The organism is Arthrobacter sp. NPDC057388, assembly GCF_042668165.1.
Lineage (GTDB): Bacteria > Actinomycetota > Actinomycetes > Actinomycetales > Micrococcaceae > Arthrobacter.
In genome coordinates this window covers 15,231-27,983 of sequence record NZ_JBHVBL010000052.1, presented here as the reverse complement: position 1 = coordinate 27,983, position 12,753 = coordinate 15,231, and the positions used below count along the sequence as shown (strand labels likewise).

Below are 12,753 nucleotides of genomic sequence, written 5' to 3'. Positions count from 1 at the left end.
GGACTAAGAACAGATAACGCACGCCGCCGGCCCTCCCCGGAAAGGGGGAGGCCGGCGTCGTGCGTTTGCTGCGACCGCGGACGGATGCGGTGTTAGCCCGAGTAGGGCTTGGCGGAGATGATCTCCACCGAGATGTCCTTGCCGTTGGGGGCGGTGTAGCTGAGCTTGTCGCCCTCCTTGTGGCCCATGATGGCGGAACCGAGCGGGGACTTCTCGCTGAAGACGTCCAGGTCGGAGTCGCCGGCGATTTCACGGGAGCCGAGCAGGAAGGTCTCCTCGTCGCCGGCGATGCGGGCCACGACGATCATGCCGGGCTCGACGATTCCGTCGTCGGCCGGTGCCTCGCCGACGTGGGCGTCGCGGAGCAGGACGGTCAGCTGGCGGATGCGGGCCTCGATCTTGCCCTGCTCTTCCTTCGCAGCGTGGTAACCGCCGTTCTCCTTGAGGTCTCCCTCCTGACGGGCAGCGTCGATCTTCTGGACGATTTCCGCACGGCCGGGGCCGGAAAGGTGGTCCAGCTCTGCCTTCAGGCGATCAAAAGCTTCCTGGGTAAGCCAAGCTGCAGGCGCACTGTTAGTGGTAGACACGGACTTCTCCTCTAGTGGGTGTACAGGCGGTCATACAAACAAAGACCCCGCCACGGTGGCCACCTGTGGAACTCAGCAACCATCTCAGCGGGGTAAAGGTATTGATCCATTGTAGTCAATCCTGTGGAGTAAACCCAATAACCAAGCGGCGTGGGTCACATGGCTTCTTCTGCTGAACGGTGTTATGCCTGCCCTGCGGCGGGCTGTCAGGCGGCGGGCTTGGGGATCCAGCAGCTGTCCACGACGCCCGAGACCGCCTGCGATTCGGTGCGCAGGACAACCCGCTGGGCGAGGGTGCGGCCGCCGTCGGCACCCTGTCCCTGCGCCTCCTGCGGCGTGGGCGGAATATCGACCACCTTCCAGCCGACCACCGCGAACTTGGAATCGAGCGCCTTGACGGCGCACTTGACCGGCGTGCCGGGTTCCCTGGTCACCTGGAAATCCACCTCGGCCTGGGTGGCATCCGTGGTCCGGTAGCCGATGTCCTTGAACGTCACCGACGCTGTGGCATTGGACGTGGACACCCACGCCAGAAAGCCCATCCCGACGGCGAGCGCGGCGATGCCCGCCCAGCGCCTGGCCTTTCCGGACATCCTGCGCTTTGGACGGCCATAGCGATTGGCTAGGCTAATGTCTGCAGGCTGGGCTGCCGGCTTGTCCTCGGTAGTCACCCTTCCAGTTTAGTGGCGATCAACCCGGGAAATATCCGGCGTCAGCATTGCAGTCCGTCCCAGGAGAAAGAGGAGCATTCCCAGATGACAGCGTCCACCAGCCAGTCGTCCAAGCTTCGCCTGCTGGCAGTCCACGCCCACCCGGATGACGAATCCAGCAAGGGCGCAGCCACCATGGCGATGTACGCCGCGGCCGGTGTGGACGTGATGGTCGCGACCTGTACCGACGGTTCCCGCGGCGACATCCAGAACCCGGCCATGGAGACCGTGCCCCATCCGAAGCGGGACATGGCCGGTGCCCGCCGGCTCGAAATGAACGAGGCCGCCCGGATCCTGGGCATCCGGCAGCGCTGGCTGGGCTTTGTGGACTCGGGGCTGCCCGAGGGTGAGCCGCTCCCGCCGCTGCCGGCCGGCTGCTTCGCGCTGCAGCCCCTGGAACGCGCAGCGGCCCCGCTCGTCAGGCTGGTCCGGGACTTCAAGCCGCACGTCATGATCAGCTACGACGAGAACGGCGGGTATCCGCACCCGGACCACATCATGGCCCACCGGGTTGCGGTGGAAGCCTTCGACGCCGCGGGGGACCCCGCCAGGTATCCGGGAACTGGCGACGCCTGGGAGCCCAGCAAGCTCTACTACGACCGGGCCTTCAACCCGGAGCGCTTCCGGGCCCTGCACTTCGCGCTGGAGGAAGCCGGGCTCCAGTCGCCCTACGCCGAGCGCCTGGCCGCCTGGCTGGAGGCCGACGCTGAAGGGCACACACCGCCGCCGCCCAAACATGAAACCACCACCCAGGTGGACTGCGGCGCCTTCTTCGAGACCCGTGATGACGCCCTCAGGGCCCACCGCACCCAGGTGGATCCGCTGGGCTTCTTCTTCGCCGTGTCGGCCGAGATGCAGGCGCGCGTCTGGCCGTGGGAGGACTACGTCCTGATCCGGTCGAAGGTGGCCCCGGAGCTGCCGGAAAAGGACCTGTTCGCGGGGCTAAGATAGAGACAGGAGACATTTTCTATCCCGAGTAGAAATTTTCTGCGCAGACGACCCTGCGTACAAGACTGTGCGGCCGCGGCTGCGCGCATGCCAACGGGCCGGACGTCAGCCCACGCTGCCGACGGCGGCCCCAGCCTTAAGAAGGTTTGAACAGTGCACCATTTGCTCATCGCCCTGGCGTCGTCCCCGGCACCCTCGCCGTCACTGCGGCCCGGCCTGTCCGAGGACCAGGTCACGCCCGGTCTGCTGGGCTTCCTGCTGACCGCCTTCATCGTGGTGCTCACCGCGCTGCTGATCGTGGACATGGTGCGCCGCATCCGGCGGGTGCGGTACCGTGCGCAGGTGGAGGAAGAGCGCCAGGCTGCCGCCGAGGCGGCGGACATAGCCCGCGACGACGCCGCCAACGGCAATGCAGGCCGCACCGACACCTGATCCCGCATCAGGCCAGCCCGGCTCCGGGCAGCCCGGGCCGGGGGAGCGCAACGCCCTCGGTGCCGAACCTTCTGCCTACCTGCGCCAGCACGCCGGAAATCCGGTGCACTGGCAGCCCTTCGGGGACGCCGCCTTCGCGGCCGCAGCCTCCCGGGACGTCCCCGTGTTCCTGTCCATCGGCTATGCAGCCTGCCACTGGTGCCACGTCATGGCCCGCGAGTCCTTCGAAGACCAGGCCACAGCTGACTACCTGAACAGCCATTTTGTGGCGGTGAAAGTGGACCGCGAGGAACGTCCGGACGTGGATTCGGTGTACATGGCCGCCACCCAGGCCATCAGCGGCGAGGGCGGCTGGCCCATGTCCGTGTTCCTGACCCCGGCGGGCCTGGCCTTCCACGCGGGAACCTACTTCCCGCCCCGGCCCATGCCCGGGCGTCCCTCCTTCCGCCAGGTTCTGGAGGCCGTGTGGGAAGCCTGGACCGAACGCCGCGGCGCCGTTGAGGACAACGCCCGCTCGCTGGCACAAAACATGGGCCAGGTGCAGCTGGCAGCAGCCGTGGACGTGACCCATCCCGCGGAACTGCCCGGCGCCGGTCTGCTGCCCGCCGCGGTCCGTTCCCTGGCCGGGTCTGAAGACGACGACGGCGGGTTCGGCACCGCCCCCAAGTTTCCGCCGTCGGCCGTTCTGGAGTTCCTGATCCGGCACGCCGCCGTTCCCTCGGACACCGCAGTGGAGGCCCGGGAGATGGCCGGGCGCACGCTCGCGGCCATGGCCCGCTCCGCTCTGTTTGACCAGCTCGACGGCGGCTTCGCCCGCTACTCGGTGACCAAGGACTGGTCCGTTCCGCACTTCGAAAAGATGCTGTACGACAACGCCCAGCTGCTGCGGACCTACGTCCACTGGATCCGGCTCGGCGGAACTGCCGGGTTCCCGGCGCATGAGGCCGCCGGTGTCGCGGCGCGGACCGCCGGCTGGATGCTCTCAGCCCTGGGGCTGCCCGGGGGCGGACTGGCGTCCTCGCTGGATGCCGACGCCGTGGTGGACGGGGAGCACCACGAGGGGGCCAGCTATCTGTGGACGCCGGATGACCTTAACCGCCTGCTCGGGGCGGAGGATGCCGCGTCCGTCGCCTGGATGATGAACATCGGCACCAAGGGCACCGTCTCGGAACTCGGCTCGCCGCTGCACCCTGGCCGGGCGCTGGACGGTGACGAGGCGCGGCTTTGGCAGGAGGTCAGGCCGCGGCTGCTGGAGGCCCGGGCACGGCGGCCGCAGCCCGAGCGGGACGGGAAGGTGGTGGCGGGCTGGAACGGACTCGCCGTGGCGGCGCTCGCCGAGGCCGGCGCCGTGCTGGACCGGCCAGACCTCGTCACGGCCGCCGGCACGGTCGCCGCCTACCTTGAAGGGGTCCACTGGCAGCCGGATCCGGGCAGGCAGCACGCGGCCGGGCACCTGGTCCGTGTCTCGCACGGGGGTATGGCCCGGGGGATCGGCGGCCTGCTTGAGGACTACGCGTTCTGCGCGGACGGCTTCCTGGCGCTGTATTCGGTCACCGGCGCCGAACGCTGGTACGTGCTCGCCGAGGCGCTGATCCAGGCGGCCTGTGCGCGGTTCATCGACGGCGGAAGGCTGGCCGATTCAGCCGGGGAATCGGAGCAGGTGGTCGGCGCCCAGGGAGGAACTCCGGGACTGGACCCTTTCGACAACGCCACGCCCAGCGGCGCTGCCGCCTTCGCCGGCGTCCTGCTGGGCTACGCTGCCCTGTCCGGCTCCGCCGAACACCGGAGCATCTCCGAAAGCATCCTGGCGCTGGTTCCCCCGCTCGCCACGCGCGCACCGCGGGTGGCGGGCTGGCTGCTGGCCACAGCGCAGGCCGCGCTTGCCGGGCCTGTGGAGGCCGCCGTCGTCGGACCTGCCGGCCCGGAACGGGACGCGCTCCACCGCGCGCTGCTGCGGTCCCCGAGCCCGGGACTGGTGGTGGCCGCAGGGGAAGCGGACGACGGCGGGACACCGGCCGGGGTGCCGCTGCTGCGGCACCGGCAGGCCGGACCCGGCGGGGCGCCCCTTGTGTACGTATGCCGCCGCATGGTCTGCGACCGGCCGGTGGCGGGCGTGGAGGAGGCGCTCGAACGGGTCAGCTCAGCACGGCAATGAGGATGGCCGCGAAGTGCGCGGCGAAGGCCAGCACCGTGAAGGCGTGGAACAGTTCATGGAAGCCGAAGTGCCGGTAGCTGAAGTTGGGCTTCTTGAGTGCATAGAACATGGCTCCGACGATATAGAGTGCGCCGCCGATGCAGATGAGCAGCGCCGCCGGGACGCTCGCAGCGAAAAACGCCGGCAGGTAGAACAGGGAGCCGCAGCCGAGGCCGACGTAGATGGGCACGTACAGCCAGCGCGGCGCGTCGGTCCACAGCAGCCGGAACAGCACCCCCAGGACCGCGGCTGACCAGATCAGCCAGAGCAGGACTTCCGCCGTGGTCCTCTCCAGCAGGCTCCACGCGAGCGGCGTGTAGCTGCCGGCGATCACCAGCATGATGTTCGTGTGGTCCAGCCGCTTGAGGACGCGCTTGACGCCCGGGGACCAGTTGCCCCGGTGGTACACCGCGCTCACGCCGAACAGCAGCACGCCCGTCAGGGCGTAAATGGCGGAGGTGACCTTGCGGTCCGCCGTGGGGGCCAGGATAACCAGGACAATTCCCGCGGCCAGGGCGAACGGCGCGGTGACGGTGTGGATCCATCCCCGCCACCTGGGCTTGATGGTCAGCAGTTCCGCGATCCGGGCCGCGGCGTCGTCCACGGCCGTGGAGTCCGGCTCTGGCGGTTCCTGGGCTCCCGCCCCGCCGTGCGGGGCATTGCTTTTCATGCCTTCAAGAATAACTTACGGTCCAGTAAGTTACCTTTGAGTAAGTTTGCTGTTGGTGCTGTTCGGAGGGTTCGGTCTTCGGGCTGCGCGGCGGCCGCCTGCACGCGATGGCCGCCTGCGGGCGGTAGCCTAGGATTTGCAGAAAAAGTCGTACAGCAGGAAGTCAGGTGAAGCTCCGGATGGAATGGCCCGGGTTCCTCTATGGCTTCTATGAGCGAAAACTTCTGCGTTCCCTGGAGCCCGGACGGATCCCCCGGCACATCGGTGTCATGGTGGACGGCAACCGGCGCTGGGCCCGGCAGTTCAATGCCCCCACCAGCCAGGGCCACCAGGCGGGCGCGGACAAGATCCACGAGTTCCTCGGCTGGTGCCAGGAGCTGGGTGTCCGCGTGGTCACGCTCTACATGCTGTCCACGGACAACATGAGCCGTTCCAACGAGGAGCTCGATCTCCTCATGGGCATCATCGCCAACACCCTGGACCGGCTGGACGAGGATGCCGACATTTCCGTGCACGCCATGGGCGCCCCGGAGCTGTTGCCGGACTACCTGGCGGAGCGCCTGACCAAGCTCACGGCCCGGACTCCTGTGCGCGAGAAACTGCACGTGAACGTGGCTGTCGGCTACGGCGGCCGCCGCGAAATCGTGGATGCGGTGCGCGAGCTGCTGCACGACGCTGTGGCGCACAATGCGGACATCAGCGAACTCGCCGACTCCCTGAGCGTGGAGGACATCTCACGCTTCCTCTATACCCGCGGGCAGCCTGATCCGGACCTGGTCATCCGGACCTCCGGCGAGCAGCGGCTCTCAGGCTTCCTGATGTGGCAAAGCGCCTACAGCGAGTTCTACTTCTGCGAGGCCCTGTGGCCCGCCTTCCGGAAGGTGGACTTCCTCCGCGCCCTGCGCGACTACGCGGGCCGGCAGCGGCGCTTCGGTTCCTGACCCAATCCCGGTTTCTGCCGGCCCCTTGTGGGCCGCTGCGGTTCACTCCGAATTCACGCACCGGCAACAGGAATCGCCGGAAGAAGACGTTGGAAATTACTGCGGGCCGATTTACGTTAAAACCATCAGCAGGCAAACCGCCGGCTGATCGGGGAGGCCAGTACATGGAGCGATTTTTCGCACCGGCTGTATGGGAGGCCGGATCCGGCCTCGTGGCCGAACCGCCTCACCAATAACAATTCCGGGCATGTGCCCCGGGGCTGGAGTCGATGTGGCTATTTCTGAACAACTGCCCGACGTCATCACGGACAAGGGCGAGAAGGCTACCTCTCGCGCCAAGCGAGCCAATTCAAAGACCGGTGCGGACACGAAAGACGCCGCAGCCGGTCTTGCTGTTTCCGGCCCAATGACTGAATCCCAGCCAGCAGTCTCCACTTTCGTTATCGATACCTCCGTGCTGCTCTCCGACCCCCGCGCCCTGCTGCGGTTCGCGGAGCACGAAGTCGTGGTGCCGATCGTGGTGATCACCGAACTTGAAGGGAAACGGCACGACCCCGAACTCGGCTACTTCGCGCGAAAGGCGCTCCGGCTCCTTGATGACCTTCGCATCCAGCACGGCGGGCTGAACCGGCCCATCCCGCTGGGCGACGCCGGCGGCACGCTCATGATCGAGATGAACCACATCTCGGCCGAAGTCCTGCCGGCCGGATTCAGGGCCGGGGACAACGACAGCCGCATCCTCGCCGTCGCCAAGAACCTCTCCAACGAGGGGCGCAACGTCACCGTGGTGTCCAAGGACCTCCCCATGCGGGTGAAGGCCTCGGCCATGGGCCTGCTCGCCGACGAGTACCGCAACGAGCTCGTCAAGGACTCCGGGTGGACCGGCGTCGCGGAGATCGATGCCAGCGACGAGGAAATCTCCACGCTCTACGGCCACGAACCGGTCTTCATTCCGGCGGCCGCCGAGATGCCCGTCAACACCGGCCTGGTGGTGCTCTCCAGCCGCGGGTCTGCGCTGGGCCGTGTCGGTGCCGACAAGCAGGTCCGCCTGGTCAAGGGGGACCGCGACATCTTCGGCCTGCACGGGCGCTCCGCGGAGCAGCGGCTCGCGATCGACCTGCTGATGGACCCGTCAGTGGGCATCGTGTCCATGGGCGGCCGGGCAGGCACCGGCAAGTCAGCCCTTGCGCTGTGCGCCGGCCTGGAAGCCGTGCTGGAGCGCCGCGAACACCGCAAGGTGATCGTCTTCCGCCCGCTCTTCGCCGTCGGGGGCCAGGAGCTCGGCTACCTGCCGGGCTCGGAGGCGGAGAAGATGAACCCCTGGGCGCAGGCGGTCTTCGACACCCTCGGCGCGCTCGTGAGCCAGGAGGTGGTGGAGGAGGTCATGGACCGCGGCATGCTGGAGGTCATGCCGCTGACCCACATCCGCGGCCGTTCGCTGCACGACGCCTTCGTGATCGTGGATGAGGCGCAGTCGCTCGAAAAGAACGTCCTGCTGACCGTTATGAGCCGGATCGGGCAGAACTCGAAGATCGTCCTCACCCACGACGTCGCCCAGCGCGACAACCTTCGGGTGGGACGGCACGACGGCATCGCAGCCGTCGTCGAAACACTCAAGGGCCACCCGCTCTTCGGCCACATCACCCTCACCCGCTCCGAACGCTCACCCATCGCGGCGCTCGTGACGGACCTGCTCGAAGGGGCGTAACTTCCACGGACGCCGGGGGCCGTGGCCAGGTTCGCCGGGCCACGGCCCTCCGCCGCCGCGGATTTCGCTTCACTGGAGTCCCAGGAGGAACCTCGCCGTTTGTTCGTGGCCGGCCACTCTGAGCTGCCAGCCGGGGCGGCGGAATGTTTCGGGGGTGAGGCGGACCCGCTGCACTGTTTCCGGCTGGCCGGCCCAGGACACGCGGGTGATGCCGTTCAGTTCATAGCCCAGCGATTTGGAGACGCCCAGGGAGGCGGCGTTCCAGCCGGCCGCTTCGGATTCGCACGCTTCGGCGCCGAGCCAGTCGAACGCGTAGAGCGCGACGGCGGCCCGCATCTCCTTGCCGAAGCCGCGGCCCTGCGCGCTTTTCCTGAGCCATGAACCGGTGGTGACTGTGCGGAGGATGGCGAAGTCCCGTGCTGCGAGGTCCTGGCAGCCGAGGAAAGTGCCGTCGCTCCAGATGCCCAGGGTCAGCGTCCAGGATTCCGGCGTGGACGTTGCACGGCACTGCCAGTACCAGCGGGCCATGGTGGGGCCAAGCTCATCAGCGGACACCGCGGTCCACGGCGTGCTGAAGGGGTTCCGGTCCTTCTCATGGATGCCGCTGGCAGCCGCTGCAACCGCTTGCGGGATATCGTCGTCGCGCAGCGGCCGCAGCGCCAGCCTGGGAGTGGTCAGCGTGAGCGCGAACGGAGGCCACACAGAGGTCAGCTCGGTCATGCCCGAAGCCTAACTGATCGCTGCGGAGCGCCCTGGTGCGCTGCTGCCCTCAGCTGGTGTGGTGCGACAGTCCGAGCGACAGCCGGGCGTTGCCTGGCCCTTCCAGCACCAGCGCGACCGCCTTGTTCGGCAGTTCGAAGACCATGGTGGCGTCGGCTGAATCCCCTTGCCGCAACTGCGTCTTTCCGGGCGACGTCCACAGCGGACGGATGCTGTTGGCTCCCAGCCCCGTCACCGAGAACTGGGACGCGTCCAGACTGATGCCCTCGCCGTCGAGCGCGGTGAACTGCACCAGGACGCGCACCCGGTGCGTTCCGGCGGACGGGCCTTCGTCCAGCACCTGGACGCGTTCCGGCGGAAGCCAGCCGTCCTTTTCCAGCGGGATGATGCCGTTGACCCGCGCCGTGCCGCCGGTGATGGCCGCGCTCGCACCCAGCGGCGTACTGGCTTCGGGCTTGGCCGTGAGGAAGAGGTATCCCAGCACGAGCCCCAGGCCGCAGAGCAGCGAGAACGGGATCAGCAGGAGCTTCCTGCGGCGCCGGGACGTGCCGGTGCCCGCCGTGTCTGGTGTCGAGATGTCCGGGGCCAGGGTTGACATGGCCCGAGTCTGCAGCGGCCAGGTTGGAAAAACCCTGCGCGGCACCCCGCATTCCGGGCGGCCAGCCGGACGGGCGCAGTCAGGGCCGCCAACCGGGGACAGCCTGTCAGGCGGGGTTGGGCCGCACGGGCCAGGGAATGTGCTCGCGCACATCCGTGAGGTTCATCGGCTGGGCGACGAAGAGGTCGTCCAGCATGTACTCGTCCACGGCCAGGATCCGGATGCGGTGCCCGGGAAGCTGCCCGCCGCCGTCGAGCGGTTCGGCGGCCACGCACACACCGGTGCCCTGATCAATGCGGATCCTGGACCGGCCCGGGCCGCAGAGGGGCGTTGCCGGATCCAGGGGACGGTACCCGGGGTTCGGGGAGACAACGGTTTCCAGTGCCGTGCGGCCCTCGTGCGTCACCTCCTGGACGGGCTCCAGCAGTTCGACGGCGTTGGCGTTGGGGAACTCCAGGGGCACCGGGGCATTGCCCGCCAGCTCCACCGGGTCCAGGGCAGCAGCGAAGCGGCCGTTTCCGAAGGAGGGTTCCCCGTAGGCGGCCTCCGGGCGGCGCCGCACCAGCCCGCCGTCGTCGTAGACCGGCGTGACCAGATGCGCGGGGAGAAGCCACGACTTCCGCGTGGCGCTGATGTAGAGTCCGTCGCGCGAATCGTTGATGCCCGTGGTGCTGCCGAGCAGCGAGCCATCGGAGGACTCCAGCCGGAGCGCCCCGGGACGGCGCAGCCAAGCGAGGACCACGTTAGTGCCGGAAGGGCCGCTGCCGGGTGTCTCGGTGTACTCGAAGCGCAGGGACTGCCATTTCCACGGGGACGAGCGGCAAAGATTGCGGAAGGAGGCGGCCGAGGTGGGCGGAGCACCGCCGCCGTGTTCCTGCCGGTGTTTGGCGTCCCAGGTCACCATATCCACAGTTTACGCGCGGGCCCCAGCGCCGGGACGGGCAATCCAGTACCATCCGAGGGTGATCCAAAGACTGGGGGAACTCTGGGAAGCTGCACCTGCCGCGTTCTGGCTGGTGCTCGCCGCGTGCGCCTACTTTGCCGTGATGGCCGTCCGGCTCACGGTGATCGACGTCCGCCACCACCTTTTGCCCAACCGGATCGTCTTCCCCTCCTATGCGGTGGCCGGCGTGCTGCTGCTGGGGGCGGTGCTGATCCTCGCCGCCGGGGATCAGTCCGGAGTGCCCGACGGCGGCGCGCCCCTTTTCGGCGTGCCGGCCCTGCGGATCCCGGCCGGGGGAGCGGTGCTGTGGCTGTTCTACTTTGTGCTGCGGCTGGTGTATCCGCCCGGCATGGGGTTCGGTGACGTGAAGCTCGCCGGCGTCCTCGGGTTGTACCTGGGCTATCTCGGCTGGCCGCACGTTTTCGCGGGGACCTTCGCTGCGTTCCTGCTCGGCGGACTCTGGAGCATCGGCGTGCTGGCGCTGCGGCGGGGGACGCTCAAGTCGGCCATTCCCTTCGGCCCGTTCATGCTGGCCGGGGCCGCCGCGGCGATGGTGCTCCTGCCCGCCTGACCGCCTGCCCAGCGCGAACGTACACTTGCGGCCCCCCCAACCCAGCGCGAACCGGCAGCTAATGCCCCCAAATCCCCGGTTTGCGGGCGTTACCTGCCAGTTCGCGCACCGGGGGCCAAACAGAACGACGACGGCCGCCCGCCTTCGCTGGGAAGGTGGGCGGCCGCCGTCGTACTCAATCGGTGCCTCCGCCGGGGGGGCCGGCGGACCTATAACCTCGAGGATCAGGCCTTGTGGGCCGGGGCCGTCATGGTGGTGACGTCCAGTGCCTTGTCCAGGTCGGCTTCGGAAACCTTGCCCTCGCCTTCACCGACGAAGCCCAGCTTCTCGGTGGCCTGGCGGACGGTGAGGCCCTCGGCAACAGCCGTCTTGGCGATCTTGGCGGCGTTTTCGTAGCCGATGTACTTGTTCAGCGGGGTGACAATGGACGGCGACGCCTCGGCGAGGAAGCGGGCGCGCTCGACGTTGGCGGTGATGCCGTCGATCATCTTGTCGGCCATGACGCGGCTGGTGTTGGCCAGCAGGCGCACGGACTCGAGCAGGTTCGCGGCCATGACCGGGATGCCGACGTTCAGTTCGAACGCGCCGTTGGTGCCGGACCAGGCGATGGCGGTGTCGTTGCCGATGACCTGGGCGCAGACCATGATGGAGGCTTCGCAGATGACAGGGTTGACCTTGCCCGGCATGATCGAGGAGCCCGGCTGCAGGTCGGGGATGGCGATTTCGCCGAGGCCGGTGTTGGGGCCGGAGCCCATCCAGCGCAGGTCATTGTTGATCTTCATGAAGGAGATGGCAATGTTGCGCAGCTGGCTGGAGGCTTCGATGAGGCCGTCGCGGTTGGCCTGTGCCTCAAAGTGGTCGCGGGCCTCGGTCAGCGGCAGTCCGGTGTCCGTGGCGAGCAGTTCGATGACGCGCTCCGGGAAGCCGGCCGGGGTGTTGATGCCGGTGCCCACGGCGGTGCCGCCGAGGGGGACTTCGGCGACTCGGGGGAGTGCGGCCTTGATGCGCTCGATGCCGTAGCGGACCTGGGCGGCGTAACCGCCGAATTCCTGGCCCAGGGTGACCGGGGTGGCGTCCATGAGGTGCGTGCGGCCGGACTTGACGACGTCCTTGAACTCAACAGCCTTGCGCTCCAGCGATTCGGCGAGGTAGCCGAGGGCAGGGATGAGGTCGTTGATCAGGGCCGAGGTGGCTGCGACGTGGACGGAGGTGGGGAACACGTCGTTGGAGGACTGCGAGGCGTTGACGTGGTCGTTGGGGTGGACCACCTTGTCGCTGCCGGCAGCCTTCAGGGCGCGGGAAGCCAGCTCGGCGAGCACCTCGTTGGTGTTCATGTTGGAGGACGTGCCGGAGCCGGTCTGGAAAACGTCGATGGGGAAGTCGCCGTCGTACTTGCCCGTGGCCACCTCATCGGCGGCATCCGCGATCGCTTTGGCCAGCTCGCCGTCGAGCACACCCAGTTCAGCGTTGGCCTGGGCGGCGGCCTTCTTAACCCGGGCCAGTGCTTCAATGTGGGCACGTTCCAGGGTTTTTCCGGAGATCGGGAAGTTCTCGACTGCACGTTGCGTCTGCGCGCGGTACAGGGCGTTCACGGGGACGCGGACTTCGCCCATCGTGTCATGTTCAATGCGGAACTCTTCAGTGGAAGTCATGGGGCTAGCTTAGGACGCCCGGGCGCCGCATCGAAAACCGTGAACGGCTTTCGACCGGCGGCCCGCCCGGGCGCTTTCC

Annotated in this window: 13 protein-coding genes; 6 read left to right on the top strand and 7 right to left on the bottom strand. The window is 68.0% G+C overall.

What is annotated here, in order from left to right:
• Nucleotides 1-92 precede the first annotated feature (92 nt).
• Nucleotides 93-587 (bottom strand): transcription elongation factor GreA, encoded by a 495-nt coding sequence (greA, locus tag ACFUTU_RS18780; protein ID WP_377967014.1) that lies wholly within the window; start codon nucleotides 585-587, stop codon nucleotides 93-95.
• A gap of 206 nt (nucleotides 588-793) precedes the next feature.
• Entirely contained in the window at nucleotides 794-1,258 is a 465-nt protein-coding gene (locus tag ACFUTU_RS18775; RefSeq protein ID WP_377967012.1) for a DUF4307 domain-containing protein, read from the bottom strand.
• A gap of 84 nt (nucleotides 1,259-1,342) precedes the next feature.
• Between ACFUTU_RS18775 and mca the strand changes: the two genes are divergently transcribed.
• The 3 genes from mca (at nucleotide 1,343) to ACFUTU_RS18760 (ending at nucleotide 4,832) form a co-directional block, all read left to right on the top strand.
• Nucleotides 1,343-2,248 carry a mycothiol conjugate amidase Mca gene (gene mca, locus ACFUTU_RS18770; protein WP_377967010.1) on the top strand — a complete coding sequence of 302 codons (906 nt, stop codon included), beginning with the start codon at nucleotides 1,343-1,345 and terminating at the stop codon, nucleotides 2,246-2,248.
• Nucleotides 2,249-2,398: 150 nt separating this feature from the next.
• Nucleotides 2,399-2,677: a hypothetical protein gene (locus ACFUTU_RS18765; protein ID WP_377967008.1), complete on the top strand. Its 279-nt coding sequence runs from the start codon at nucleotides 2,399-2,401 to the stop codon at nucleotides 2,675-2,677.
• On the top strand, nucleotides 2,655-4,832 hold the full coding sequence (locus tag ACFUTU_RS18760; RefSeq protein ID WP_377967006.1) for a thioredoxin domain-containing protein: 2,178 nt from the start codon (nucleotides 2,655-2,657) through the stop codon (nucleotides 4,830-4,832). Before ACFUTU_RS18765 ends, ACFUTU_RS18760 begins: the two co-directional genes overlap by 23 nt.
• Here ACFUTU_RS18760 and ACFUTU_RS18755 read toward each other — a convergent pair.
• On the bottom strand, nucleotides 4,813-5,454 hold the full coding sequence (locus ACFUTU_RS18755; RefSeq protein ID WP_377967020.1) for a hemolysin III family protein: 642 nt from the start codon (nucleotides 5,452-5,454) through the stop codon (nucleotides 4,813-4,815). The two genes, ACFUTU_RS18760 and ACFUTU_RS18755, sit on opposite strands and share 20 nt — an antisense overlap.
• A 266-nt stretch (nucleotides 5,455-5,720) precedes the next feature.
• Between ACFUTU_RS18755 and ACFUTU_RS18750 the strand changes: the two genes are divergently transcribed.
• Both ACFUTU_RS18750 and ACFUTU_RS18745 read left to right on the top strand, forming a co-directional pair.
• On the top strand, nucleotides 5,721-6,482 hold the full coding sequence (locus ACFUTU_RS18750; RefSeq protein ID WP_377967018.1) for an isoprenyl transferase: 762 nt from the start codon (nucleotides 5,721-5,723) through the stop codon (nucleotides 6,480-6,482).
• Between the two features lie 271 nt (nucleotides 6,483-6,753).
• Nucleotides 6,754-8,190: a PhoH family protein gene (locus ACFUTU_RS18745; protein WP_377967004.1), complete on the top strand. Its 1,437-nt coding sequence runs from the start codon at nucleotides 6,754-6,756 to the stop codon at nucleotides 8,188-8,190.
• A 69-nt stretch (nucleotides 8,191-8,259) separates the two neighbouring features.
• Here ACFUTU_RS18745 and ACFUTU_RS18740 read toward each other — a convergent pair whose 3' ends face one another.
• The 3 genes from ACFUTU_RS18740 to ACFUTU_RS18730 form a co-directional block, all read right to left on the bottom strand.
• Complete coding sequence (locus ACFUTU_RS18740) at nucleotides 8,260-8,910, bottom strand: GNAT family N-acetyltransferase (RefSeq protein WP_377967002.1); 651 nt, start codon at nucleotides 8,908-8,910, stop codon at nucleotides 8,260-8,262.
• A gap of 49 nt (nucleotides 8,911-8,959) precedes the next feature.
• Entirely contained in the window at nucleotides 8,960-9,508 is a 549-nt protein-coding gene (locus ACFUTU_RS18735; RefSeq protein ID WP_377967000.1) for a hypothetical protein, read from the bottom strand.
• Between the two features lie 106 nt (nucleotides 9,509-9,614).
• Complete coding sequence (locus tag ACFUTU_RS18730) at nucleotides 9,615-10,412, bottom strand: hypothetical protein (protein WP_377966998.1); 798 nt, start codon at nucleotides 10,410-10,412, stop codon at nucleotides 9,615-9,617.
• A 58-nt stretch (nucleotides 10,413-10,470) separates the two neighbouring features.
• Here ACFUTU_RS18730 and ACFUTU_RS18725 point away from each other — a divergent pair, with 58 nt between their 5' ends.
• Nucleotides 10,471-11,022, top strand: a complete 552-nt coding sequence (locus ACFUTU_RS18725) for a prepilin peptidase (RefSeq protein ID WP_377966996.1) — start codon at nucleotides 10,471-10,473, stop codon at nucleotides 11,020-11,022.
• A 224-nt stretch (nucleotides 11,023-11,246) separates the two neighbouring features.
• Here ACFUTU_RS18725 and ACFUTU_RS18720 read toward each other — a convergent pair whose 3' ends face one another.
• A complete protein-coding gene (locus ACFUTU_RS18720; protein WP_377966994.1) occupies nucleotides 11,247-12,674 on the bottom strand; it encodes a class II fumarate hydratase in 1,428 nt (475 codons plus the stop codon).
• Nucleotides 12,675-12,753: the final 79 nt, after the last annotated feature.